This window comes from Ensifer sp. 22521, assembly GCF_052044795.1.
GTDB lineage: Bacteria > Pseudomonadota > Alphaproteobacteria > Rhizobiales > Rhizobiaceae > Ensifer.
The window spans coordinates 229,917-255,044 of sequence record NZ_JBQENM010000009.1 but is presented as its reverse complement, the minus strand read 5'-3'; the positions used below and the strand labels follow the sequence as shown (position 1 = coordinate 255,044).

25 protein-coding genes and 1 riboswitch are annotated in these 25,128 nt (G+C 62.5%); of the genes, 15 read left to right on the top strand and 10 right to left on the bottom strand.

What is annotated here, in order from left to right:
• The first annotated feature begins 31 nt into the window (after positions 1–31).
• From ACTJKE_RS16245 to bluB, 3 genes are all read left to right on the top strand, one after another.
• Entirely contained in the window at positions 32–1,225 is a 1,194-nt protein-coding gene (locus ACTJKE_RS16245; RefSeq protein WP_113475561.1) for a phytanoyl-CoA dioxygenase family protein, read from the top strand.
• An 89-nt stretch (positions 1,226–1,314) separates the two neighbouring features.
• Positions 1,315–2,127 (top strand): SDR family oxidoreductase, encoded by an 813-nt coding sequence (locus tag ACTJKE_RS16240; protein ID WP_093233008.1) that lies wholly within the window; start codon positions 1,315–1,317, stop codon positions 2,125–2,127.
• Between the two features lie 141 nt (positions 2,128–2,268).
• Positions 2,269–2,480: riboswitch (cobalamin riboswitch) on the top strand.
• Between the two features lie 46 nt (positions 2,481–2,526).
• Entirely contained in the window at positions 2,527–3,222 is a 696-nt protein-coding gene (gene bluB, locus ACTJKE_RS16235; RefSeq protein WP_093233009.1) for a 5,6-dimethylbenzimidazole synthase, read from the top strand.
• A 117-nt stretch (positions 3,223–3,339) separates the two neighbouring features.
• On the opposite strand, the gene ACTJKE_RS16230 is transcribed toward bluB, so the two are convergent.
• The 4 genes from ACTJKE_RS16230 to ACTJKE_RS16215 all read right to left on the bottom strand — a co-directional run bounded on the left by ACTJKE_RS16230 (position 3,340) and on the right by ACTJKE_RS16215 (position 8,690).
• Positions 3,340–4,446, bottom strand: a complete 1,107-nt coding sequence (locus ACTJKE_RS16230) for a DUF2865 domain-containing protein (RefSeq protein WP_113514095.1) — start codon at positions 4,444–4,446, stop codon at positions 3,340–3,342.
• 127 nt (positions 4,447–4,573) lie between these two features.
• Positions 4,574–5,215 carry an acyl-homoserine-lactone synthase gene (locus ACTJKE_RS16225; protein WP_440692007.1) on the bottom strand — a complete coding sequence of 214 codons (642 nt, stop codon included), beginning with the start codon at positions 5,213–5,215 and terminating at the stop codon, positions 4,574–4,576.
• 142 nt (positions 5,216–5,357) lie between these two features.
• Positions 5,358–6,095 carry a helix-turn-helix transcriptional regulator gene (locus ACTJKE_RS16220; protein WP_057248881.1) on the bottom strand — a complete coding sequence of 246 codons (738 nt, stop codon included), beginning with the start codon at positions 6,093–6,095 and terminating at the stop codon, positions 5,358–5,360.
• 282 nt (positions 6,096–6,377) lie between these two features.
• On the bottom strand, positions 6,378–8,690 hold the full coding sequence (locus ACTJKE_RS16215) for an NADP-dependent malic enzyme (protein WP_057248882.1): 2,313 nt from the start codon (positions 8,688–8,690) through the stop codon (positions 6,378–6,380).
• Positions 8,691–8,863: 173 nt separating this feature from the next.
• Here ACTJKE_RS16215 and ACTJKE_RS16210 point away from each other — a divergent pair, with 173 nt between their 5' ends.
• On the top strand, positions 8,864–9,700 hold the full coding sequence (locus tag ACTJKE_RS16210) for a UDP-2,3-diacylglucosamine diphosphatase (protein WP_058324085.1): 837 nt from the start codon (positions 8,864–8,866) through the stop codon (positions 9,698–9,700).
• Between the two features lie 97 nt (positions 9,701–9,797).
• Complete coding sequence (locus ACTJKE_RS16205) at positions 9,798–11,018, top strand: MFS transporter (protein ID WP_093233011.1); 1,221 nt, start codon at positions 9,798–9,800, stop codon at positions 11,016–11,018.
• On the opposite strand, the gene dgcA is transcribed toward ACTJKE_RS16205, so the two are convergent.
• Positions 10,970–11,953 carry an N-acetyl-D-Glu racemase DgcA gene (gene dgcA / locus ACTJKE_RS16200; RefSeq protein ID WP_113514091.1) on the bottom strand — a complete coding sequence of 328 codons (984 nt, stop codon included), beginning with the start codon at positions 11,951–11,953 and terminating at the stop codon, positions 10,970–10,972. The two genes, ACTJKE_RS16205 and dgcA, sit on opposite strands and share 49 nt — an antisense overlap.
• 256 nt (positions 11,954–12,209) lie before the next feature.
• Between dgcA and ACTJKE_RS16195 the strand changes: the two genes are divergently transcribed.
• The 4 genes from ACTJKE_RS16195 to ACTJKE_RS16180 all read left to right on the top strand — a co-directional run bounded on the left by ACTJKE_RS16195 (position 12,210) and on the right by ACTJKE_RS16180 (position 16,322).
• Complete coding sequence (locus ACTJKE_RS16195) at positions 12,210–13,337, top strand: ABC transporter permease (RefSeq protein ID WP_082641105.1); 1,128 nt, start codon at positions 12,210–12,212, stop codon at positions 13,335–13,337.
• 22 nt (positions 13,338–13,359) lie between these two features.
• Positions 13,360–14,169, top strand: a complete 810-nt coding sequence (locus ACTJKE_RS16190; protein ID WP_058324089.1) for an ABC transporter ATP-binding protein — start codon at positions 13,360–13,362, stop codon at positions 14,167–14,169.
• A gap of 80 nt (positions 14,170–14,249) precedes the next feature.
• Positions 14,250–15,620: an MlaD family protein gene (locus tag ACTJKE_RS16185; protein WP_057248888.1), complete on the top strand. Its 1,371-nt coding sequence runs from the start codon at positions 14,250–14,252 to the stop codon at positions 15,618–15,620.
• A gap of 87 nt (positions 15,621–15,707) precedes the next feature.
• Entirely contained in the window at positions 15,708–16,322 is a 615-nt protein-coding gene (locus ACTJKE_RS16180) for an ABC-type transport auxiliary lipoprotein family protein (protein WP_058324090.1), read from the top strand.
• A 6-nt stretch (positions 16,323–16,328) separates the two neighbouring features.
• Here ACTJKE_RS16180 and ACTJKE_RS16175 read toward each other — a convergent pair whose 3' ends face one another.
• Positions 16,329–16,601 (bottom strand): BON domain-containing protein, encoded by a 273-nt coding sequence (locus ACTJKE_RS16175; RefSeq protein WP_058324195.1) that lies wholly within the window; start codon positions 16,599–16,601, stop codon positions 16,329–16,331.
• Positions 16,602–16,754: 153 nt separating this feature from the next.
• On the opposite strand from ACTJKE_RS16175, the gene ACTJKE_RS16170 reads away from it, so the two are divergent.
• Entirely contained in the window at positions 16,755–16,931 is a 177-nt protein-coding gene (locus ACTJKE_RS16170; protein ID WP_156433193.1) for a hypothetical protein, read from the top strand.
• Positions 16,932–16,977: 46 nt separating this feature from the next.
• Here the strand turns inward: ACTJKE_RS16170 and hemF are convergent, their stop codons facing one another.
• Positions 16,978–17,889: an oxygen-dependent coproporphyrinogen oxidase gene (hemF, locus tag ACTJKE_RS16165; RefSeq protein ID WP_058324091.1), complete on the bottom strand. Its 912-nt coding sequence runs from the start codon at positions 17,887–17,889 to the stop codon at positions 16,978–16,980.
• Between the two features lie 217 nt (positions 17,890–18,106).
• Here hemF and ACTJKE_RS16160 point away from each other — a divergent pair, with 217 nt between their 5' ends.
• Complete coding sequence (locus ACTJKE_RS16160; protein WP_057248891.1) at positions 18,107–18,367, top strand: hypothetical protein; 261 nt, start codon at positions 18,107–18,109, stop codon at positions 18,365–18,367.
• Positions 18,368–18,382: 15 nt separating this feature from the next.
• On the opposite strand, the gene soxR is transcribed toward ACTJKE_RS16160, so the two are convergent.
• Entirely contained in the window at positions 18,383–18,853 is a 471-nt protein-coding gene (gene soxR / locus ACTJKE_RS16155; RefSeq protein WP_058328278.1) for a redox-sensitive transcriptional activator SoxR, read from the bottom strand.
• A gap of 76 nt (positions 18,854–18,929) precedes the next feature.
• On the opposite strand from soxR, the gene ACTJKE_RS16150 reads away from it, so the two are divergent.
• A complete protein-coding gene (locus tag ACTJKE_RS16150; RefSeq protein ID WP_058324092.1) occupies positions 18,930–19,505 on the top strand; it encodes an NADPH-dependent FMN reductase in 576 nt (191 codons plus the stop codon).
• A gap of 80 nt (positions 19,506–19,585) precedes the next feature.
• Here ACTJKE_RS16150 and ACTJKE_RS16145 read toward each other — a convergent pair whose 3' ends face one another.
• Together ACTJKE_RS16145 and ACTJKE_RS16140 are read right to left on the bottom strand one after the other, a co-directional pair.
• Positions 19,586–20,047 carry a tRNA (cytidine(34)-2'-O)-methyltransferase gene (locus ACTJKE_RS16145; RefSeq protein WP_057248894.1) on the bottom strand — a complete coding sequence of 154 codons (462 nt, stop codon included), beginning with the start codon at positions 20,045–20,047 and terminating at the stop codon, positions 19,586–19,588.
• A 6-nt stretch (positions 20,048–20,053) separates the two neighbouring features.
• Positions 20,054–20,626: a GNAT family N-acetyltransferase gene (locus ACTJKE_RS16140; RefSeq protein ID WP_113514089.1), complete on the bottom strand. Its 573-nt coding sequence runs from the start codon at positions 20,624–20,626 to the stop codon at positions 20,054–20,056.
• On the opposite strand from ACTJKE_RS16140, the gene ACTJKE_RS16135 reads away from it, so the two are divergent.
• From ACTJKE_RS16135 to ACTJKE_RS16125, 3 genes are all read left to right on the top strand, one after another.
• Positions 20,614–21,054 carry a hypothetical protein gene (locus tag ACTJKE_RS16135; protein ID WP_143032916.1) on the top strand — a complete coding sequence of 147 codons (441 nt, stop codon included), beginning with the start codon at positions 20,614–20,616 and terminating at the stop codon, positions 21,052–21,054. The two genes, ACTJKE_RS16140 and ACTJKE_RS16135, sit on opposite strands and share 13 nt — an antisense overlap.
• Positions 21,038–22,891: an ABC transporter ATP-binding protein gene (locus ACTJKE_RS16130; RefSeq protein ID WP_113514088.1), complete on the top strand. Its 1,854-nt coding sequence runs from the start codon at positions 21,038–21,040 to the stop codon at positions 22,889–22,891. Before ACTJKE_RS16135 ends, ACTJKE_RS16130 begins: the two co-directional genes overlap by 17 nt.
• A gap of 120 nt (positions 22,892–23,011) precedes the next feature.
• Entirely contained in the window at positions 23,012–24,877 is a 1,866-nt protein-coding gene (locus ACTJKE_RS16125; RefSeq protein WP_112946807.1) for an ABC transporter ATP-binding protein, read from the top strand.
• Positions 24,878–25,128 lie beyond the last annotated feature (251 nt).

Below are 25,128 nucleotides of genomic sequence, written 5' to 3'. Positions count from 1 at the left end.
CCCATCAAGATGTTCCGGAGGAGGAAACGCGATGAAGACCGACAACAGGGCGAGGCAGCGCATCGAGCGCATCTGGCTCACCGAAGCGGCCTGCGATATCGAGGCGTTCCGGGCGGAGGTCGAGCGCCGGACCAGCCTGGCCGACTATCCCTATGCTTCGAGCTGCGACCAGAACGTGTTGATCTACAACAGCGACGAGCTGATTGCCGCCTGCGGCGATGCAGAAACGCGGCGGGCGGTGCTTGCCGAAATCTGTGAGGCGCTGGCGACCGGCCCGGGTGTGGCGGTGTTCAAGCGCGCCTTTGCCGATACCGCCGCGGTGGATGTCGCGAGCACCGTCTTCGACGAGATCATCGAGGAGCAGCATCGCAGCAACAGCGGCGGCGGCGACCACTTCGCCAAGCCTGGCGCCAATGATCGCATCTGGAACTCGCTGGAAAAGCACTGCCTGAAGGCGCCGGCGAATTTTGCCGCCTACTACGGCAATGCCATCATTGCGCTTGTCAGCGAAGCCTGGCTTGGGCCGAATTACCAGATGACGGCGCAGGTGAACCGCGTCAATCCGGGCGGCGCGGCACAATCGGCGCACCGGGACTACCATCTCGGCTTCCAGACCGCCGCGGTGATCGAGCGCTATCCAGCGCATGTCCACAAGCTCTCGCCGGTGCTGACGCTGCAGGGCGCGGTCGCCCACTGCGACATGCCGCTTGAAAGCGGGCCGACCCTGTTCCTGCCCTATAGCCAGACCTATGTGCCGGGTTATCTGGCGCTCAATCGGCCCGAGTTCCGGGCCTATTTCGACGAGCACCATGTCCAGCTCCCGCTCGAAAAGGGCGATGTCGTCTTCTTCAATCCGGCGCTCTTCCACGCGGCCGGCAACAACCGCTCCACCGACATCCGCCGCGTGGCGAACCTGCTGCAGGTGTCCTCGGCCTTTGGCCGGACAATGGAAACGGTCGATCGACTGACGATGAGCGCGACGCTCTATCCGGCGTTGAAGGTTTTGCTTGGCGGGGGCAAACTGACCAATGCAGAAGCGGCCAATGCCATCGCGTCCTGCGCCGAGGGCTATTCCTTCCCAACCAATCTCGACCGCGATCCGCCGCTTGGCGGGCTGGCGCCAAAGACCCAGGCGCAGTTGATGCGCGAGGCGCTTGCCGCGGGAGCAAGCGAGCAGGATTTTCGGGCCTCACTCGACGCGCAGGCGAAGCGCAAGCTGAGTTGACGGGTCAGTCTCACAATTGACAGGCTCCCGGCGCATTTCGCTCGGGAGCCGTAGCTGTTTCACATCATCATTTGCGAGGGAGGAACTCGATGAACGGACAGATGCAAGGCAAGGTCGCCATCGTCACCGGCGGCACGCAAGGGCTGGGCGCAACGATCGCCGGCCTATTCGCCGAACGCGGTGCGGCGGGCATCGTCATTTGTGGGCGCAATGCCGCCAAGGGGCGGGCGAAGGCCGAGCAAATCGGCAAGGCCAGCGCCGCGAAAGTGGTCTATGTCGAGGCCGATCTTGAAAAGGTGGACGACGCGCGCAAGGTCGTTGCCGCCTGCGATGCGGAATTCGGTCGGGTCGATGCGCTGGTCAATGCCGCCGCCATCACCGATCGCGGCACGATCCTGGACACGACACCGGAACTCTTCGACCGGATGTTCGCCATCAATGTGCGGGCGCCGTTCTTCCTGATGCAGGAGACGGTGAAGGTGATGCGGCGCGAGCGAACGGAAGGCACCATCGTCAATATCGGCTCGATGTCGGCAATGGCCGGGCAGCCCTTCATTGCGGCCTATTGCTCGTCGAAAGGCGCTCTGGAGACGCTGACCAAGAACACTGCCTATGCGCTTCTGCGCAACCGCATCCGCGTCAACGGCCTGAATATCGGCTGGATGGCTTCCGAAGGCGAGGACCGCATCCAGCGCGAATTTCACGGCGCTGCCGCGGATTGGCTCGAAAAGGCGGCCGCCAGCCAACCCTTCGGCAGGCTCGTCGATCCGGCCGAGGTGGCGCGAGCCTGCGCCTACCTGTCTTCGGCGGAATCCGGGCTGATGACCGGATCGGTGATCTGCTTCGACCAATCGGTCTGGGGCGGCTATGACGGTTCGCCCCATCCGGTGGCGCCGCTCTAGATCACGATGATTTTGGGTCGGATCGATCCAAAATCATAAACGTGATCGGTCCTTAGAAGTTAGAGCGGAATGCGGGCGGAAAACTGCGTGCACTTTTCCTCATCCCGCTCTGACGGGCGCTTGTCTTTCGCTAGTGGCTGTGCCCTTATGACGCCGTCAGGTGCCCGCGCAAGCGGGAGAATCGGGAATCCGGTGTCATTCCGGAACGTGCCCAACGCTGTGACGGGGACAGTCGCCTCTACAAGTGCCTTGAATTGATTCAAGGTTTTGCCACTGGATCTTAAATCGATCTGGGAAGGTGAGGCGACCGGTTGAACCGAAGTCAGAAGACCGGCCTGGCGAGATAGACCGAACCCCGCGCGGACGGCGGGAGGTTTTCGCATTGTTGGGGATCGAACGATGCTGACTGAACCGAAGGGCGGCCTTGCGGCTGCCGGTGCCTTCTCGCTGGATGAGCGGGAGGCTGTCTACCGCGCTATCGAAACACGCCGCGACGTGCGCGACGAATTCTTGGCAGAGCCTCTTCCCGACGATCTGGTGAAACGCCTGCTTACGGCGGCGCACAGTGCACCGTCGGTTGGCTTCATGCAGCCCTGGAATTTCGTACTGGTGCGGGGGGCAGAAACGCGCGAGCGCGTCTGGCAGGCGTTTCGTCGCGCCAATGATGAGGCGGCGCTGATGTTCGAGGTAGAGCAGCAGACCAAATACCGCTCGCTGAAACTCGAAGGCATTCGCAAGGCACCGCTCAGCATTTGCGTCACCTGTGACCGCACGCGCGGCGGCGCCGTCGTTCTCGGCCGCACGCACAATCCGCAGATGGATGTCTATTCGACGGTTTGCGCCGTGCAAAACCTGTGGCTTGCGGCCCGCGCCGAAGGAGTTGGCGTCGGCTGGGTCAGCATCTTTCACGAGGCCGAGATCAAGGCGATCCTCGGCATTCCCGATCATATCGAGATCGTCGCCTGGCTCTGCCTCGGTTATGTCGATCGCCTTTACCAGCAGCCCGAACTGGCGGTGAAGGGATGGCGGCAACGCCTGCCGCTGGAAGAGCTGGTGTTTGAGGAAGGCTGGGGGAACTGCGGCGAGAGTTCCTAAAACCCGTCTCGCAAAAGTGCGCAGCGGTTTTGCGATAACGACGTGCGAAGTATCAAAAACTTAAAGTGCAATGAGCGAATCTAAAAGATCGCGACGCGCTTTAAGGCGGCGCCAGGATCAGTTCTGGACCGGTTGATAGGCCGGTCCCTTCGGGTGCTTCAGGTCGATCGAGGTTTCTTCCTGCGGCAGGAAGGTCGGGCCGACGACGCGCACCTTGCTCTTGGACGGGTCGTAGGGCCGCTCCTCGGCCGGCGCCTTGGCGGTCGTGGTGTCCGCCGGTTTCTTGGTTTCGATCACGACGATGGACGACTGATCGTCGCCGATCTTGGTGCCGGTCGTCTTCGGCGAGGTTGCGGCAGTCTGCGGTATCTGGCAGCCGCACATGCCAGGCTTGCTGATGCCGCGGGTGCGATAGGCAAACGCATTGGGCATTTCGGTATAGGGTAGCCCGGTCACGGTCGAGACCATCTGTTCGCTCTCTTCCGTGTTGATATCGTGGAAGTAGAGTTCCGTTTCGGCGCCAGGGCAGCGCGCCCGGCAGGCCTGTTCGTCACGCGGGAAGTCGGCCGGCGTCGCATCCGAGGAGATCGGGAAGAAGGCGCCGTCGCAGGTGCGCACGCACATGGTCCGCAACGTTCCGCGGTAATAGCCATCCTGCGGCGCATAACTGTCTTCGTTATGCCCGAGCATCGGCCCGTAGGCGTCCTCAGGTGGCAGGTCGGCAATGATGTTGCGGTGCGTTTCGGGCTCTTCGGGCTCGACGCTGGCGAACTCCTCGCTGTCGCTGTAGCAGCCGTTGATTTCAAGCGCGGCAAGGATGCGGCGGCGGTTGTCTTCGCTGCCGCCGGCGAAGATCTGCTCGCGCTCCGACTTCAGCATGCGCAGATTGTCTTCCATCTCGGCGATGAGGCTGTCGAGCTCCCCGCAGCTGTCGGGGTCGCCGCCATCGAAGGTGACGACGCTGCCGCCACCGCAGCCCGCGCGGCGGCGGTCGTTCTTCGCCCGGCGCAGCTCGATATTCTGTCGTGAGATGGCGCTGGCATAGTCCCGGGCATCCGCAGTGGTGGCGACCATGTCGGGCAGTTGCGCAAGCCGGGTATTCAGCCGGTCGCACACGGTCGATGCCAGCGAAGGATCGGCACCGACCAGGGCCAGCGGCACAAGCACCACAGCGACGTGTTTCAAGCGCGGGAACACGGGCGAAGTCTCTTCCTGATGCCGCATGATGCCGGCCTTCTGATATGGGCGGCTGCCAGCGGCAATTCCTGTTTCACCTCCATCATAGAGCTTGTCGGTGATCGTGCAACGACAAGCGGCGGTTTGCGTTAACGGCTCCGGCCGGCGATGGCATTCAAGCGGCGCGGGCGGTTTCGAGCGACATCGGGCGTTCGAGAACGGTGCCTTCGATGGCGGCAATGGCCTTCATGCGCTGAAGCAGGTCGTTAGTCACTTCCCAGGCGACGGCAACGGCGAAGACCGAGCCGATGCGATGGGGTTCGGCAATGCGCTCGCCCGGGCATCCCATGCGGCGGAACATGCGCTCCAGGAACACGTCGGTGACCGTGACGATGTGGCTGATGCCGGAGGCGAGACCGAGTTCGCCGACACCGCACATCAACTCGGCGGCGGCGATCGTCACCTGATTGGAGGCGCGGTCCTGCGAAATCTCGGGCTCGATGCAGAAGCGGCTCGATTCCCACACCGAGGCGCTGCGGATTTCCGGATTGTCGCCGAGCAGGATCGGGAAGGTATCGTCCAGCATGTTGGGGCCGAGCGTCGGCAGCAGCCTCAGCGAGCCACGCAGCCGGCCGTCGGGAGCGTAGGATAGCACGTAGAGCGGGTTCGCCGTGTCGTAGTTGTCGATTTCCCATGCGCCGTCCGTCTGAACGTCCCACTTCAGGAAGTCGTGGAAGACGCGCTTGCGCAGCCGGAACATGTCGTCGACGGCCTGCAGGTGCTGTGCTCGGGTCTTTCCGTTCAGGATCCTGATCATCTTTTTCTCCATCCTTGTCTTGGGATGGGCGGATGCTGTCAGGCTGGCGGCGGTCGCGTAACTGTCGGTAGTGACAGTTTAAATCAGCGATATTTCCCACTAGATTTCGAGGGGTTTTGGGAGGGCCTTGGCGCGAGCTGCGTCAAACGGTGGGGATCAGTGCATGGCGGACGGCTTGGGCGACGGCCTGCGTGTTGGAGACGACATTCAGCTTGCGCCTCGCATTGGTCATGAAGAAGCGCACGGTGCGTTCGGAAATGCCGAGGATAGTGGCGATTTCCCAATAGCTCTTGCCGGCGGCGGCCCAGGTCAAAACCTCGGTTTCGCGACCGGTGAGGCGCATGTCACGCGCCGAAAGGCCGCCGGCCATTGCGCCGTGTTCCAGCATGGCCGCATGGAAGAGATTCGCGGCGAGCTGGAAATCGCGCAGATGTTGGCGCCGATAGGCCGTCCATTCGTCGGCCGGCATGTTGACGTTGATTGCCAGCAGCGCCGTCCGACCTGCGGGTGATGGCAGCGGCAAGGCAACGCCCTCGGTGGAAATGCCGATTTCCTGCGCGGCCTGAAACAAAGGCTCGCATTCCGGGAACCGATGTCGCGCCATCGTCCATTCCACCGGGCGCACGCCGCCAAGCGCGAGCTTCAGGATCGGATCGATTCGGTGAAGGCCGCGCGAACGGTAGATCTCGGCGGCATAGGCGCCGAAGGTGTGATGCAGGCGGCAGATCTTGAGCTCGTCCGCATAGGGCTCGGCTTCGAGGTACAGGAGATGGGCAATGCGGAACGTGCGGCGCATCAGCGTAAAGAAATGAGCGGGCTCGACACAGCCCCCGCCTTCCAGGATTTCCAGCATGTCGAGGACAGCCTGCTGCTCAGTCATGCCACAACACCGAATCTCGTCCGAAGCCACAGCATGGTTAGAGGTTCACCTTTTGTCCAGCGCAAACTTACCCGTTTGGTGTGTGATGCCAATTTTGCAATTTTCGATTGCCGGTTCTTGCGACCGGATCGCGCGAGCGGGCAGCAGAGGATGATTCCGCTGTGATTCTCGGGCGATAGAGCGTCGCGCTCAACAATTGCGCGACGTCTGGATATGGCATTGGGGGCGCCGGTCTGGCGCCTGATAGCTGCGAAGATCGAAGGCGATCTCCGCGGTATCATTTCAGCCCGGATGGCTGGCTTCGACGACCGCGAGGGCCGCCATGTTGACGACACCGCGCGATGTGACCGAAGGCGAAAGGATGTGCGCGGGAAGCGCCGAACCCAGCAGGATTGGACCGACATGCAGGCTGTCGGTCATGGTCTTGACGACGCCGAGCGTGATGTTGGCGGCATCGAGATTGGGGAAGACCAGGAGGTTGGCTTCGCCCGGCAGGCTGCTGTCCGGCATGACGCGTTGGCGCAGCGCTTCCGAGATCGCCGCATCGCCGTGCATTTCGCCGTCGACTTCGAGATCGGGTGCGAGTTCGCGCACGAGCTGAAGCGCCTTGCGCATCTTGGTGGCGCTTTCCGAATCGCGCGAACCGAAGTTCGAATGCGAGACGAGCGCTGCACGCGGCGTGATGCCGAAGCGGCGGATTTCCTGCGCGGCCATGACGGTTGTCTGCGCGATCTCCTCGGCGCTCGGGCAGTAGCTGACATAGGTGTCGGTGAAGAAGGTCGCGCCGCGCTGCGAGATCAGCAGGCTGAGCGCCGAGAAGTCGAGCACGCCTTCACGCTTGCCGATGATCTGCGAAACGTCGCGCATGTGCCTGGAGTACCGGCCTTCGACGCCGCAGATCAGCGCATCGGCTTCGCCGCGCTTGACTGCAAGCGCACCGATCACCGTCGTATTGGTGCGCACGATCGTACGGGCCGCTTCCGGGATGACGCCGAGGCGTCCGACAAGGGCGAAGTAATCCTCGACATAGTCGCGGTAGCGCGGATCGCCTTCGGGGTTCACCACTTCGAAATCGACATCCGGACGGATGCGCAGGCCATAACGGCGCAGGCGCGTCTCGATAATTTGCGGACGCCCGATCAGGATCGGCCGGGCCGTGCTTTCTTCCAGCAGCACCTGGGCGGCGCGAAGCACGCGCTCGTCTTCGCCCTCGGCAAAGATCACGCGGTTTTTCTGGGCGTTCTTCGCGGCGGCAAACACCGGCTTCATGATGAAGCCCGAGCGGAATACGAAGCGGTTCAGCTTGTCGAGATAGGCGTCATAATCCTGGATCGGGCGGGTGGCGACGCCGCTTTCCTCGGCCGCCTTGGCGACGGCCGGCGCGATCCTGAGGATCAGGCGCTGATCGAAGGGCGAGGGGATCAGGTAGTCGGGGCCGAAGACCGGGGTTTCGCCGGAATAGGCGCGGGCGGCAACGTCGGACGGCTCCTCGCGGGCAAGGCCGGCAATGGCGCGGACCGCCGCCATCTTCATTTCTTCGTTGATCGTGCTTGCGCCGCAATCGAGCGCGCCGCGGAAGATGTGCGGGAAGCACAGAACGTTGTTGACCTGGTTCGGGAAGTCCGAGCGGCCGGTGCAGATCATCGCATCCGGGCGGGCGGCACGGGCCTCTTCCGGCATGATTTCCGGCGTCGGGTTGGCAAGCGCCATGATCAGCGGCTTTTCGGCCATCTGAACCAGCAGCTCCGGCTTCAGGACGCCGGCAGCGGAAAGGCCGAGGAAGACGTCTGCGCCGCCGATGCTGTCGGCGAGCACGCGGTTGTCGCTCTCCTGGGCGTAGATGGACTTCCACTCGTCCATCAGCACCTCGCGGCCCTTGTAGACGAGGCCCTCGAGATCGTGCACCCAGATGTTCTCGCGCTTGGCGCCGAGGATGACGAGCAGGTTGAGGCAGGCGAGTGCTGCCGCACCGGCACCCGACGTCACGATCTTCGCCTTGGCGATATCCTTGCCGGCGAGTTCCAGGCCGTTGAGGATGGCGGCGGCGACGATGATCGCGGTTCCGTGCTGGTCGTCATGGAAGACCGGGATCTGCATCTTTTCACGCAGCTGGCGCTCAACCTCGAAACATTCCGGTGCCTTGATGTCTTCAAGGTTGATGCCGCCGAAGGTCGGCTCCAGCGCCGAGATCACGTCGACCATGCGCTCGATGGACGAAGCGTCGATCTCGATGTCGAAGACGTCAATGCCGGCGAACTTCTTGAAAAGGACGGCCTTGCCTTCCATCACCGGCTTGGAGGCGAGCGGCCCGATATTGCCGAGACCGAGCACGGCCGTGCCGTTGGAGATGACCGCGACCAGGTTGGCGCGCGCCGTGTAGTCGGCGGCCGTTTCCGGGTTGTCGCGGATGGCGATGCATGGCGCGGCCACGCCGGGCGAATAGGCGAGTGCCAGATCGCGCTGGTTGCCGAGCGGCTTGGTGGGCTGGATTTCGAGCTTTCCCGGGCGCGGGTAACGGTGGAAGAAAAGGGCCTGCTGGTCGATGTCGCCGCTGGCCGGACCGATGTGGGATTTCGTCTTGTCGCCCGTGTTCATGCTCTCACATTCCTCATTCGTGGTCGTGCCTTTTGGCATGAATTCGGAGCGAGGTACAGTTTTGCCGTGCTGATTTCGGCGGCCAGACCGGCGGCAAGGCGCTCATGTCATCTTCCTGAAACACGAGTCTGGTTTTCACGGGGGCAGGAAGCGTAATTAAAGACGAGGCTGGCATGACGGCGCAGCAAGACAACTCCGTACGAAAGCTCAGGACGTTGTTCATCTCCGACGTCCATCTCGGGTCGAAGGCCGCCAAGACGGACTTCCTGCTCGATTTCCTGCGGCATCACGAAGCGGAGACGATCGTGCTGGTCGGCGACATCGTCGACGGCTGGAGGCTGAAGCGCAGCTGGTACTGGCCGCAGAACTGCAACGACGTCGTCCAGAAGCTCTTGCGCAAGGCCCGCAAGGGCACCCGCATCGTCTACATCCCCGGCAATCACGACGAGTTCCTGCGCGATTTTCCCGGCGTGCACTTCGGCGGCATCGAGGTGGCGCAGCGCTACATGCACGAGGGTGCCGACGGCCGTAACTATCTGGTGCTGCACGGCGACGAATTCGACGTCGTGGTCCGCAATGCCCGCGTACTCGCCTATCTCGGCGACTGGGCCTATGACACGGCGATCGCCATCAACATCGGCCTGGCCGCCATTCGCCGCCGCCTCGGCATGCCCTATTGGTCGTTCTCCTCCTGGGCCAAGCTCCAGGTGAAGCACGCCGTCAACTTCATCGGCGAATTCCAGAAGGTGGTTGCCGAGGAAGCCCGCCGCCACGACGCTCAAGGGGTGATCTGCGGCCACATACACCATGCCGTCATCGAGGACATCGGCGATATCCGCTACATCAATACCGGTGACTGGGTGGAAAGCTGCACGGCGATCGCCGAGCACCATGATGGCACGATGGAACTCATCACCTGGCATCAGATGCGCGGTGGCGCGCTTGAGGGCGAAGCCTCTGGTGAAGCCGACAAGCTGCTTGCCCAATTGCTGACACAGCGCGCTGCGTAACCGGAGAGCGACAGGTCACCTCCTGTCGCGAAAACTAGGTTATGGCGAGGCATGCCAGGGCTGTGCTAGAGATTGAGCACAGCCATCAGGTCAGCCGATGATTCCCTCCTCAGCGCCCGCATCCGTGGGCCCTCCGCCGCGCCATTTCGCGCTTCGCATCGCCTTGCTCTTCTGCGCGCCGTTGATCGTCAACGGCTTCGCGATGCCGTATTTTCCGATGTGGCTCAGCACGCTCTCGATGAGCGACTTCGAGATCGGCGTCGTGCTGGCGCTGCCGATGTTCGTGCGCGTCATCACCGCGCCGATCGCCGGCGTCATCGCCGACCGCCTTGGCGAGCGGACGATCGTGCTGATCTGGTCCGGCTTCCTGTCGCTTGCAACCGCTCTGGTGTTGTTTTACTTTCGCGACTTCTGGCCGGTGCTGGTCATCTACACGCTGCAATCGGCGGTCTATTCGCCCTATGTGCCGATCGTCGAGGCGATCGCGCTTTCCGGCGTCCGCCGCTGGGGCTTCGACTACGCCCACATGCGGCTCTGGGGCTCGGTCGCCTTCATCGGTGCGACAATGCTCGGTGGCTGGATGGTCGGCATATTCGGCAGCGACATGGTGCTGCCGGCGATGGCGATCGGTTTCGGCCTGACAATTGCCATGGCCTATGCGGCGCCGCGCGTGGGAAAGCCGCGCCGGCCATCGCCGATCACTGCACTCACCGAGCCGCCGCCGAAGTCGCTCAAGCAGCTCGACCTGCAGCTGCTCCTGATCGGTGTGACGCTGGTCAATGCCAGCCACGCGATGCTTTTTGCTTTCTCGGCGATCTACTGGCAGCACATCGGCTACAGCGGCACCGAGATCGGCCTGCTCTGGAGCGCGGGCGTGGCCGCCGAAGTGACGATGTTCATCTTCGCCAAGGCGATCAGCCGCCGTTTCAGCGTCTGGGTGATGATCCTGTCGGGCTGTTCGCTCGCCGTGGTGCGCTGGATCATCTTCCCGATGGATCTCGGTTTCAGCGGCTACTTCATCCTCCAGTGCTTCCACGCCTTCACCTATGCGATCATGCACACCGGCATGCAGCACAAGCTCGTCGAGCGGGTGGTGGAATCCCAGGAAGCGTCCGCCCAGGGGCTCTACTTCTTCTACACCGGCATCTTCACCGCGATCTTGACGTTCCTATCGGGCTACTTCTACGCCTGGTACGGGGTGAAGGGGTTCTATTCGATGTCGGTCGTCGCCTTTGCCGGCTGCTGCTTTGCGGTCGCCGCCTGGTATCTTCAGCCCCAGAGGCGCGGCTCCGGCGGGAAGACCAGGGAAGCCTCGTAGCGCAGGCCGGGCGTGCGGTCTTCGGCGAGCAGCAGCGGTCCGTCGAGGTCGACGAAATCGGCGCCCTGGGCCACCAGGATCGCCGGCGCCATCGCCAGCGAACTGCCGACCATGCAGCCGACCATGACCTTAAGGCCGAGGGATACGGCTTCATCACGCATGCGCAACGCCTCGGTGAGGCCGCCGGTCTTGTCGAGCTTGATGTTGACCGCGTCGTAGCGGCCGACGAGCGCGGCGAGGTCCTCGGTCGCGTGCACGCTTTCATCCGCACAAATGGGTACGGGGCGGGCAATCGTCGCCAGTGCCTCGTCGCGCCCGGCGGGCAGCGGTTGTTCGATCAGGTCGATCCGTTCCTCGGCGCAGATTGCGAAGTGATAGGCGAGGGTTTCGGGCGTCCAACCCTCATTGGCATCGAGGATGATGTGGCTCTCAGGCGCGCCGGCCCGTACGGCGCGGATACGCGCGGCATCGTCCGGTGTGCCGACCTTGATCTTGAGGAGTGCGCGGTGGGCATATTTCGCCGCCTGTTCGCGCATGGCGTCTGGCTCGGCGAGCGATAACGTGTAGGCGGTGGTCAGTGCGTCGGGTGAGGCTATGCCCGCAAGCGCATGAACAGGCTTGTTTTTCTGTTTGGCCTCCAGGTCCCACAGTGCACAATCGACGGCATTTCGTGCGGCGCCTGGTTTCATTTGGCGCTGCAGTTCGACACGGGTCAGGCCAGCCTCGATGCGCGGGCGAATGGAAGCGATCTCGGCCAACACTGAATCGATCGTTTCACCGTAGCGGCCGTAGGGCACGCACTCGCCGGAACCGGTGTGGGTGCCGTCACTGATTCGGCAAGTAACGACGCTCGCCGTCGTCTTGGAGCCGCGCGAGATCGTAAAGGTGCCTGCGATCGGGAAATGTTCCACCGCTGCATCGAGAGAAAGTGACATGAAAACGTCTCCGGCCTGCATTCTGAAGGGCTGGTATCGCCACCGGTCGAAGGTTCGGGTGACAGCAACGATACGAGCGGTTATGACGGTGTAAGGATTTACGAATCTTTACGGCGACGTGCGTTGAGATGCGCAAAGTTCGCTGTAACACTTTAGGCCCGCTGCATAAATTTGTCCTGAGACCGACCCCGATCCAGGGAATTATGCAGTAGAAATTCGGGAAAACAGAAGCCACGTGTCGCAACCTGCCCGCAAGATGACCGCTGATGTCGCGCTGGCCGAAAGTGGTGGCGAGCGAAGCTATGTCTTCACCGGCGTCTGGCGGCATGAAACAGCCGAGGCGATGGCGGCGAAGCTGGACCAGCTCGCGCGCAAGGGTGACAGCGCCGCTCAGTTCGACCTGTCCGGCGTGACCGCGATGGATACGGCCGGGGCCTGGATCATCCGCCGCTTCGTGACCCGTGTCGTCGGGCCGTCCAGAGATGACGTTCACTTCGCCGACGGCGGGCAGCGTTATGTCGAGCTGATCGACGCCTTGCCGGCAGAACTGCGTTCGCCCGATGAAGGCAAGGAGCGGGTGCCGCTGTTCCAGCGCATATTCGCGCCGGTCGGCGAGGTCATGATCGCGACCTGGGAAGATATCGTCGCTGCCATGTACATTCTTGGCTCTGCGGTGCGCGGCGCCCAGCTGAAGCTTGGGCGGCACAGCGGTGTCTCGCCGGCGGCGATCGTTCATCAGATCGACCGGATGGGCGTGATGGCAGTGCCGATCATCATGCTGATGTCGTTCCTGATCGGTGCGATCATTGCGCAGCAGGGCGCGTTCCAGCTCCGCTACTTCGGTGCGGAAGTCTTCGTCGTCGATCTCGTCGGCATCCTGCAATTGCGTGAAATCGGCGTTCTTCTCACGGCGATCATGATCGCCGGCCGTTCCGGCAGTGCCATCACCGCCGAAATCGGTTCGATGAAGATGCGCGAGGAAGTGGACGCGCTGAAGGTGATGGGGCTGAGCCCGATCGGCGTTCTCGTCTTTCCGCGCCTCGTCGCGCTCACCGTCGCGCTGCCGCTCTTGACGATCATCGCGAACTTCGCGGCCTTGACCGGTGCCGCTCTGGTTGCCTGGGGCTATTCCGGCATCACTATCCCGACCTTCCTCGCCCGTCTGCAGGAAGCGGTCGATTTTTCGTCCGTCGCCGCCGGCATGATCAAGGCGCCGTTCATGGCGCTGATCATCGGGGTGGTGGCGGCCGTCGAGGGGTTGAAGGTCGGCGGCAGCGCGGAATCGCTTGGCCGCCACGTGACGTCCTCGGTGGTCAAATCGATCTTCGTCGTGATCCTGATCGACGGGCTCTTCGCCATGTTCTACGCGTCAATCGATTTTTGAGGCGGAGAACAGCGTGAACCCATTGGAAAAACAGCACGATGCGTACCAGGCGACCGAGGCGAACGGGCGGGAGTCCGTTCTTTCCGTCCGTGACCTGACGGTGGGCTTCGGCTCCAACATCGTGCTCGACAAGCTGAACCTCGAAATCTACCGCGGCGAGATCCTTGGTTTCGTCGGCGCTTCCGGCACGGGCAAGTCGGTGCTGATGCGCACCGTGCTCAGGTTGCTGGCGAAGCGTTCCGGCAAGATCGAGATCTTGGGCGCCGACTACGACAAGATCACCGAAGCCGAGCGCATCGCGCTCGACATGCGCCTCGGCGTTCTCTTCCAGCATGGCGCGCTCTTTTCGGCGCTGACGGTGCGCGAGAACATCCAGGTGCCGATGCGGGAATATCTCGATCTGCCGCAGAGCCTGATGGACGAACTGGCGCGGGTGAAGATCGAGTTGGTCGGCCTGGAGCCGGAAGCGGCGGAAAAATACCCGTCGGAGCTTTCGGGTGGCATGATCAAGCGCGCGGCTCTCGCACGCGCACTGGCGCTCGATCCCGACCTGGTCTTCCTGGACGAGCCGACCTCGGGCCTCGACCCGATCGGGGCTGCCGAGTTCGACGAGTTGATTGCCAAGCTGCGCGACACGCTGGGATTGACCGTGTATATGGTGACTCACGACCTCGACAGCCTGTTTTCCGTCTGTGACCGCATCGCGGTTCTCGGCAAGAAGAAGGTTCTGGTCGAAGGGACCGTGGAGGACATGCTGGCCTGCGACGACCCCTGGGTGCAGTCCTACTTCAGGGGCAAGCGGGCGCGTTCGATCGTGCGGAACGATCAATGATTCGAGAAGGCGGTTTTGACGCTCACGTGTCGAGATCGGAGCAAGAGCCGGTGAAGCGGCCACGAAGGTAGTCGGTACGAATGGAAACGAAAGCGAATTACGCCATTGTCGGTTTCTTCACGGTGTTCGTGATCGCGGCCGCATTCGGCTTCGTCTACTGGATGTCGCAATATGGCCGCAGCGGCGAGATGGTCGAGCTGGTGGTCAATATTCCGGGTTCCGCCAACGGTCTTTCCGTCGGTTCGCCGGTACGCTTCAACGGTATCCCCGTCGGCACGGTGCGCAATCTTGCGATCGACGCCAATGACCCGCGCTATTCGATTGCCGTCACCGAGGTTTCGATCGATGCGCCGGTACTGAAATCGACCAAGGCGACGCTGGAAGTGCAGGGCCTGACGGGCGCCGCCTATATCGAGCTCAGCGGCGGCCGCAAGGGCGACGAGAACATCCTGAGATCCGCGATCGAAAATGGCACACAGGCGCGCATCCTTGCGGATCAGTCGAGCGTTACCAGCCTGCTGGCGACTGCCGACCAGATCATGGACCGGGCCAACGACGCCATCACCGACATCCAGGGTTTTGTGACCGATGTGCGCGGCCCGCTGACGAAAACAATCGGCAATGCGGAGACGTTCTCGACGGCGCTTGCCAACAATTCCGGCGCGATTGACGATTTCCTCAGAAGCGTGACGGAGCTTTCCGGTTCGGTCAGCGCAGCCTCCAAGAAACTCGATTCGACCCTCGAGGCTGCCGAGACCCTGGTGAAGTCGGTGGATCCGAAGAAGATCGACCACATCGTTTCGAACGTCGAGCAGATCAGCAACGACCTGAAGGCGGCTTCGGGCGGAGTGACGGAGACGCTTGCTGCGCTGCGTCGAACGGTCGAGACCTATGACCAGTTCGGCAAGAACGCCCAGAAGACGCTGGAGCGGGTCGATACGCTGGTGGCCTCGGTGGACAAGGAGAAGGTCGAGCTCGTCGTCAACGACATCACAGCAGCGACCGCAGACGCCCGAAAGACGGTCGCCAACATTTCCGCATTTGCCGAAAAGATCACGGCGCGGCAGCAGGATATCGACCGTACCATCACCGATGTCACCCAGTTGGCAAGCAAGTTGAACGCCTCTGCCAACCGGGTCGACAGCATTCTCGTCAAGGTCGATGGTTTCCTTGGTGATGCGGATGCGCCTTCGCTTTCGGCTGACGCCCGCGCGACGCTCGCGTCATTCCGCAAGATGGCCGACAATCTCAATGCGCAGATCGGCCCGATCGCCGACAACCTCAAGCGCTTCTCGGGCTCGGGCCTGCGCGACGTCGAAGCACTCGTCACCGATACGCGGCGTACGGTCCAGAGCCTGGAGAACACCATCTCCACATTCGACAAGAACCCGCAGCGTCTTCTCTTTGGCGGCGAGACGGTGAAGCAATATGATGGCCGTACCCGGCGCTGATTCGGGGCGGCAGGACCGGTGTGGGGCCAAGCGGTGTGCTTTCGATCAAGGGCGCGCCAAGGTGTGTGGGACAAGGGTATTGGCAGTATGAGTTTTCCGGGGCTGGTGGGTGTGCGAGTAGCAGGAGCATGGCGCTCCGCCCTGATTTTCGTGCTGGCAGCCGGACTTGCCGGCTGCGGTACGAAAGCCGTCAACGACACGTACAGCCTTTCGGCTACACCTCTCGTTGAAGGACGGGCATCGACCGGCAAACAAATCCTGGTGCCCGAGCCGACGGCGCTGAAGGCGCTCGACAGCGACCAGGTCGTCATCCGCCTGTCCGGTTCCGAGCTGCAATTTCTCTCCAAGGCACAATGGAGCGACCGCCTGCCGAAGCTGGTGCAATCGAAGCTCGTGCAGGCCTTCGAAGACACCGGCAAGATCGGCGGCGTCGGCAAGCCGGGCCAGGGCCTTGCGATCGACTACCAGCTCATCACCGAAATCCGCGCCTTCGAGATCTCGACGGAAGGTGCAGATACGGCCGTTGTCGAAATCTTCGCGAAAATCCTCAACGACCGCAATGGCACGGTGCGGGTGCAAAAGGCGTTTCGCGCCACGGCCAGCGTGAAGGGTGCGGGCAACCCGGCCTTCATCAAGGCGATGGACCAGGCCTTTGCCAGCGTTTCCGCCGAGATCGTCAGCTGGACGCTGGGCTCTATCTGACGCCTTCTATTTTGCGCCGGCTATTTCGATCCGGTTGACCACTTCCGCGACGCCTTGCATGTGCCTTGCTGCCTCTTCGGCGCGGGCAACTTCGGCCGCGGTCGCGACGAAGCCGGCAAGGATGATCGTGTTGCCCTTGGCAGTCACCGTGAGATCGGCGGCATCGAGGCCGGGGGCTACCGCCAGAAAATGGGCAACGCGGCGCTCGAGCTCGGCCGGGTGATCCGCGGCCTGCCGCTCCGGCTCGTCGCCGTAGAATGTTCGCTTCTTGAAAATCATGACATCCACCTCGCTCAACGCAGAGGAAACGTTGGATGCCACGCTTTGTTCGCCTGTTTCATTCGAAACAGCGGGAAATCCTCAGTCGTGCCATGTGTCTCCTCAAGCGACGGGATCTGTCGCGGTCACGATCAGCATGCAGGGGACATATCGATGCGCGGCTCTTTTTTCGCCATGGCTCTGGCGATAGCGATGGCACTTGCCTTCGGCATACCGGCGCAGGCCGGGAACTACAGCTATGGCTACAGGCAGAGCTGCGTCGTCAAAACCGTCAAGACCTACGGCGCCTATGGCCGGGTCATCCCTAAGAAGGTGCGGATCTGCAGTTGAGGTGGCGAGAGCGTTCTTGCCTGGCGAAACGCTCTCTGTGCTTGTCTTAGGGCCAGCGCACCACCGGGGGCAGCGACGACAGGATCGACTCCACGTTGCCGCCGGTCTTCAGGCCGAAGATCGTGCCGCGGTCATAGAGCAGGTTGAACTCGACGTAGCGACCGCGCCGCACGAGCTGCTCATCCCGGTCTTCCTCGGTCCAGGGCATGTTGAAGTTGGTGCGGACGATCTTCGGGTAGACGAGGGCAAAGGCCTTGCCCACGTCGCGGGTGAAGGCGAAGTCCGCATCCCAGCCACCCTGTTCCTCCGACGAGCGCAGCCAGTCGTAGAAGATGCCGCCGGTGCCACGCGGCTCGTTGCGGTGCGGCAGGAAGAAGTAGTCATCGCACCACGTCTTGAACTTGGCGTGGTCGGCGACCGCATGGCGGCTGCAGGTGATTTCCATAGCGCGATGGAAGAGCTGCGTGTCCGCATCGGTCATGACGCGACGACGATCGAGCACCGGCGTCAGATCGGCGCCGCCGCCGAACCAGTTGCTCGTCGTCACCACCATGCGGGTGTTCATATGCACGGCGGGCACGTTGGGGTTCACGGGGTGGGCAATCAACGAAATGCCGGAGGCCCAGAAGCGCGGATCCTCGGCAGCACCCGGAATCTGGCCGCGGAATTCAGGCGAGAATTCACCAAAGACGGTCGAGGTGTGGACGCCCACCTTTTCGAAGACGCGGCCTTCCATCATCGACATGCGGCCACCGCCGCCCTTGCCATCGTCGCGGCTCCAATCCTTGGCGACGAACCGCCCTGGCGCGCGATCGGAGAGGGGACCCGTCAGTTCATCCTCGATGCCTTCAAAGGCAGCGCAGATGGTGTCGCGCAGCCCTTCGAACCACGCACGCGCCTCGGCCTTCTTCACTTCGATATCTGCGGGGAGGCCCGGGGGGAGCTGCGGTCGTTCCATGGAAAGTTGCGTCCTGTTGGCGGGTTTCCCGATGAAATGCCGCCGATTCGATTGAAGTCGCCACAGTTCACACTTTCGCGCCGATGGCAACGCCGGTCCAGCACCTCGGGGCGGTCTGTCGCACCAGAGCGCTGATGGGCAGCGCGAGCCTGCCGCAGAACAATCCTCTGGCAAAGCTCAAGCGCCGTCACTATCTTAGTTATCAGAGGTATAGCCCATGGCAAGAATACCTGCAGGCCCGCCGCTCGATGGATTGCGGCGGCAGATCGCCCGGCATCGCCGGGACAAACCGACACGAGGCGATGGCCTTTTCGTGCGGGAAACCTTTCGGCTCGATCGCAGTGCCGCCCGCGCGAAGGCACGGGAATGGTTCGACACCTGGCCGAAGGCCGCCTACTGGACCGAGGTCGAAAGCTGGCGGCAGCTCGATGGCGACGAGATCGAATTCACCATGCGCCGCCTGCCGAGTGCGGATTGACCCATTTCACTGCCCTCACGGGTGGCCATCGTCATCCATGAGCCGCGGTCCGGCGCCTTCCATCGACAGCACGTCGTGCGGGTTGCGCAGCGGACATTCACGCAGCGACAGGCAGCCGCAGCCGATACAGCCCGTCAGGTGATCGCGCAAAGCCATCAGGTTGGCGATGCGTTCGTTCAGCTGTTCGCGCCAATTTTCGGACAATCTGCCCCAATCTTCGACCGTAAGCGGACGATCGTCCGGAAGGACAGACAAAGCGTCCTGGATCTCCGACAGAGGGATGCCGGTGCGCTGGGCCACCTTGATGACGGCGACCCGTCGCAGCACGCTGCGCGGATAACGGCGCTGGTTGCCGCGGGTGCGGTTGCTGCGGATCAGCCCCTTGGCCTCGTAGAAGTGCAGGGTGGAGACGGCGACGCCGCTTCGCTCCGCCACTTCGCCGACCGTCAGTTCGCGGCGCAATTCGCTGCTTTTCACAATTGTCATGATGGCTATTGACCTCAACTATTGTTGAGGTTCTATAGCATTGGCTCCATAACGTCGACAACAGGAGCTTGATCCCATGACTGAGAAAATGACCCTTGCCGTGATCTATGGCAGTGCGCGCCAGGGTCGCTTCTGCGATACGGTCGCCAACTGGCTGATCCGGGAACTTTCGGCTTCTGATGTGTTCACCCTGACGGTCATCGATCCGGCGCGGCTGAGGACGTCACGTGGGCTGGGCGCTGCGGTCAATCCGGGCGAGTGGCTCGAGCGCAAGATCGCCGAGGCCGACGCCTTCATCATCGTCACGCCCGAATACAATCACGGCTATCCGGCGGCGCTCAAGGAACTGATCGATTCGGTCTACGAGCCCTGGCACGCAAAGCCTGTCTCCTTCGTCTCCTATGGCGGCGCCTCGGGCGGCATCCGGGCCGTCGAGCAATTGCGCCAGGTGTTCGGGGAGCTGCATACGGTGACGCTGCGCGATGGCATCACTTTCCCCAAGGCGTGGTCGAAGTTCGACGCTGCCGGCAACCTCTACAAGCCCGAGGAATTGCGTGCGCCGCTGTTCGTGATGATCGACCGGCTGACCTGGTGGGCACGTGTTCTGAAACAGGCGCGCAAGAGCGCACCCTACAACGAGGTGGCGGCGTAACGCGCCGACCACTGACGGTGGCCGGTTCGGCTTGCAGCGCCCCTCGATCGACAGCCAAGGAGGTAGCAATGTTTACACTGTCAGGCTGGAGAAACCTGCCGGATCGCTTCGCCGGCGATCATTGCGGCGGAGATTGCGATGTTCAGCGAGCGCTGGCCCTCCGCCATTGGAATGAGGATTCGGCCGTCGGCACGCTCGTGCACGTGGTCGGGCACGCCGGCGCTCTCCCGTCCGAAGAGCAGGATGTCGTCGGGGCGAAACTCGTAGCGCGTATAGGGCAGGGCAGCCTTGGTAGATGCGAGCACCAGTCGGCGTCCGCTCGCCGCTCGCCACTCTTCGAAGCGCTCCCAGTTGACATGGCGGGTGAGCGCCACCGAGGCGATATAGTCCATGCCGGCGCGCTTCAGGTTGCGGTCGGAGAGGTCGAAGCCAGCCGGTTCGATCACGTCGACGCAAAGCCCGAGGCAGGCGGCAAGGCGCAGGATCGTGCCGGTATTGCCGGGAATGTCGGGCTGGTAGAGGGCGATGCGCAGATTGCTCACGTCAGGTCACTCGTTTCCGGTAGCATCACGCCGCGCGTCAAATTCCGCGGCCAGGATGCCCATCATGATGTCGTCATGCCACTCGCCGTCGATCAGAGCCGACTCACGTTCGCGGCCCTCGATGGAGAAGCCGGACTTGCGATAGGCGGCAATCGCCCGCTCATTGAAGGCGAGAACCCTGAGCGACACCCGATGAAGGGCAAGTTCATCGAAGGCATAGGCCAATACCCGCTTGGTGACCGCCGTGCCAAGCCCCTTGCCGAGGCGTTCCGGATCGAAAATGCCGATGGCGAAGCTCGCACGCCGATCGACGTGATTGAGATTGTCGAGCCTCACTTCGCCGGTGAGGCCGTCCTGATCGATGATCCAGGCCGCCGGGTGTCCGGCAATCCGCGCAACCCTGGCGGCTGCCTCTCCGTAACTGAAGAGGCCGGGAAAGGACCGGCCCGCACCGAACATTCGGTAGATTTCCGGATGGCGGCCGAGCCTCAGGCGCGCATCCACATCACCGTCGCGGGGGCGGCGAAGGACGAAACCGACACCTTGAAGATCAGGAGGCGTATCCGATGAAGCATTCATCCGTGTTCTCCGCTGCGAAAAACTCGGCGCTGCTTGCTTTTGCGGTCGCTGATATTGCCGGCGCTAATCTGTGCCGAAACGGCAACAGATACCCGAACGGTGAAAAAATGTGCAAGAAACAGCCTGCGACAATCTGGCATGCCGGCGCGAATAAGGGTAGAGATCGAACCTCTTCAACGCGAACCGACGGAGGCAAACATGAATGTATTGATGTTGACACGCCTTCCTGGAGTAGTGGGCCACCGTTTGGCCTGACCGGTTCCGCGACCTATCTTTTAAAAGAGATCGACGCGCTTCCGGGACTCCGGAAGACGAAGCCCTCTTTCGGGCTGCATTTCCGGACTGACCTTTTCATCATAAGAATGCGGGGAAACCCCGCTTTCCTTCAAAATACTCTGAAGGAGCAATGCAATGTTCGGCTGGTTTGAATCCCGCCTCAATCCCTATCCGGCGGAGGAGCCGACGCTCCCGCCGAAAAGCCTTTTCGGCTTCTGCTGGCATTATTCCAAGCCGGCCGTGCCGTGGCTGCTCATCATGTCCGTCTGCACGATGCTGATCGCCGTCGGCGAAGTGGCGCTGTTCCAGTTCCTCGGCAACATGGTCGACTGGCTGTCGAGCGCCAACCGCGACACGTTCCTGGAAGCCGAGGGCGGCAGGCTCTTCTGGATGGGCGCGCTCGTCCTCATCGGCCTGCCTGGCCTGGTGGCGATCGACTCGCTGATCATGCACCAGGTGCTGCTCGGCAACTATCCGATGATCGCCCGCTGGCAGATGCACCGCTACCTGCTGCGTCAGAGCATGACCTTCTTTGCCAACGAGTTCGCTGGACGCGTGGCGACGAAGGTGATGCAGACGTCGCTTGCGGTGCGCGAAACGGTGATGAAGATCCTCGACGTCTTCGTCTATGTCGTCAGCTACTTCGTCACCATGCTCGCGGTCGTGGCGACAGCCGACTGGCGCCTCGTTATCCCGCTCACCATCTGGCTCGCGATCTACATCTGCATCGTCAGCTATTTCGTGCCGCGCCTGCAGAAGATCTCCAAGGAGCAGGCCGACGCGCGCTCGATGATGACGGGCCGGATCGTCGACAGCTACACCAATATCGGCACGGTCAAGCTGTTCTCCCATGCCGGCCGCGAGGAAGGCTATGCGCGTGACGGCATGGACGGTTTCCTCGACACCGTACATCGCCAGATGCGCAAGGTGACGCTGTTCCACATCCTCGTTTATGCCAACAACAGCATCGCACTCTTTGCCATCGCCACGCTTGGCATCCATCTCTGGCTGACGAGTGCCATCTCGGTCGGCGCGATCGCGATTGCGGTCGGTCTGGCGATGCGCATCAACGGTATGTCGCAGTGGATCATGTGGGAAGTCTCGGCGCTCTTCGAGAACATCGGTACGGTCTATGACGGCATCGGCATGATGACAAAGGCACACGATATCGTCGATGAACCGGATGCCAAGGCGCTGAAGGCGGACAAGGGGGCGATTGCCTTCGACAACATCCGCTTCCACTACGGCAAGGCCAAGGGCGTCATCGATCACCTGTCGCTCGACATCGAGCCGGGCGAGAAGATCGGTCTCGTTGGTCGCTCAGGCGCCGGCAAGACGACGCTGATGAACCTGCTATTGCGCTTCTACGATCTCGAGGACGGCGCAATTCGGATCGACGGCAAGGATATCTCCACCGTCACGCAGGACAGCCTGCGCGCCCAAATCGGCGTCGTCACGCAGGACACCTCGCTGCTGCACCGCTCCATTCGCGATAATATCGCCTATGGACATCCGGAGGCGGACGACGAGGCGATCATTACCGCGGCGAAGAAGGCGAACGCCTGGGACTTCATCCAGGGGCTCGAGGACAACCAGGGCCGCAAGGCGCTGGACGCCCAGGTCGGCGAACGTGGCGTCAAGCTTTCCGGCGGCCAGCGGCAGCGCGTCGCGATCGCGCGCGTTTTCCTCAAGGACGCGCCGATCCTGATCCTCGACGAGGCGACCTCGGCGCTCGATTCCGAAGTCGAAGCGGCGATCCAGGAAAACCTCTTCGCGCTGATGTCCGGCAAGACGGTGATCGCGATCGCCCACCGCCTGTCGACGCTGACGGAGATGGACCGGCTGGTGATCCTCGAAGCGGGCCGGATCGTCGAGACCGGCTCGCACGGCGAACTCGTCGCCAAGGGCGGCCTTTATGCCGACCTCTGGTCGCGCCAGTCCGGCGGCTTCATCGCCGACGACGTCGAGAAGGAAGAGGCGGCGGAGTAAGATGCTGTCGGCCCGCCGTTCGAAAGAGCGGTGGGCCGCTCTCTTAGACGTTACGCATTTGTAATCTGCAATTGTGCGGAAACCGATTGCTGTTCCCGCCGAACCGCCTATATCGGAACCATGCTCAGCGCCATCGTCCGCCTCTTCGAGAACTGGATCAAGCCGTTCGCGCCGCGCGAGCGCCTGCAGCCGCCCAAATCGCTCTGGGGTTTCGCCTGGTTCTACGCCAGACAGGCGAAGGGACCGTTCATCGCGATGGCCGTGCTAGGCGGTCTCGTCGCCATGCTCGAAGCCGGGCTGTTCTATTTCGTCGGGCGACTGGTCGACGTTCTCGACACGGTGAAGCCGGAAGCCGGCTGGAGCGGTCTCATCGCCGCGAACGGCCCCGAACTTTTGTTCATGCTGCTGACGGTGATGGTGTTCCGCTTTGTTGCGGTGTCGCTGGCAGCGCTCGTCGAAGAACAATCGATCATCACCGGCTTTCTCAATCTGGTGCGCTGGCAGTCCTATGTGCATGTGGCACGCCAGTCGCTGACTTTCTTCCAGAACGATTTCTCCGGCCGCATCGTCACCAAGGTCTGGGCAGGCGCCCAGGCGACGAGCGATCTGATCGTCTCGCTGCTGCAGGTCGTCTGGTTCATCGTCATCTATACGGCGTCCACCATGGCGCTGGTGGCGCAACTCGACTGGCGTCTGGCGGCGATGGTCGCCTTCTGGATCGTCGTCTTCCTGACGCTCGCCCGCTACTTCGTACCGCGCATCCGCAAGCATGCCCGCGATACGGCCGAGATGGCCTCGATGCTGAATGGCCGCATGGTCGATGCCTATTCCAATATCCAGACGCTGAAGCTCTTCGGTCGCGACGACGAGAACGACCGCTATATCCGCTCCGGCTTCGATCGGTTCCAGCACGCGGTCATTCCGTTCACGCGGCTTCTGACGGCTGTGCGCGCTTCGCTGGCGCTGCTTTCCGGCATGATGATCACGGCCATCGCCATCTATGCGATCCATCTCTGGCTCGGCGGCGCGATCAGTTCCGGCGCCGTCGCGTTCACGCTGGCGCTGGTGCTCCGACTCAACATGCTGCTCGGCCGCATGATGACCCAGTTCAATTCGATCATGCGCAACATCGGCACGATCCAGAACTCGGCCGAACTCGTGTCGCAGCCGATCGGTCTCGTCGATCGGCCCGATGCCGCAGAGCTCGCCGTCAGCCAGCCGGAAATCCGCTTCGAACACGTCCGTTTCCACTACGGCAAGGGCGAGCGCGTCATCGACGATTTCTCGCTGATCGTTCGCCCGGGTGAGAAGGTGGGCATCGTCGGCCGTTCCGGGGCCGGCAAGTCGACGCTCGTCAATCTGCTGCTGCGCTTCTATGACCTCGAGGGCGGCCGGATCCGTATCGACGGGCAGGATATCGCGTCCGTCACGCAGGAGTCACTGCGCGCCCAGGTGGGCATGGTCAGCCAGGATACCTCGCTGCTGCACCGCTCGATCCGGGACAACATCCTCTTCGGCCGGCCGGATGCGAGCGAGGAGCAACTGATTGCCGCCGCGCGCAAGGCCGAAGCCTACGACTTCATCCTCGGCCTGCAGGACCAGCGCGGCCGCAAGGGGTTCGATGCCCATGTCGGCGAGCGCGGCGTCAAGCTTTCGGGCGGTCAGCGCCAGCGCATCGCCATTGCCCGGGTGATGCTGAAGGATGCGCCGATCCTCGTGCTCGACGAGGCGACCTCGGCGCTCGATTCTGAGGTCGAAGCGGCGATCCAGTCCAATCTCGACCGGCTGATGCAGGGCAAGACGGTGCTTGCGATCGCGCACCGGCTGTCGACGATCGCGGCGCTCGACCGGCTCGTGGTGATGGACAAGGGGCGGATCGTCGAGGAGGGAACCCACGCGGAGCTCGTCGCCCGCGGCGGACTTTACGCCGGGCTCTGGTCGCGTCAGTCGGGCGGATTTCTCGCCCGCGAGGAAGCGGCGGAGTAGGGCGGTACAAGACTGCTTCAACGCCCGCTCGACCGGCCCGAATTCAGCCTAACTGGCGACCGTCAAGTCCTTGTGCCGATTGGCCGCGCTTTTCCCCGCGACAATCTGCCCACATCCCCTTGTCAAGGCTGGACATAATTTGCGATCAAGCATAGAACGCGCCGGATTGACGGGGAATCTGTGTGCCGTGGGTGCGCAGAATTTTTTTCGGATTCTGGTGCCGATGTCGTGTTTGCAGGCGCAAAACGGCG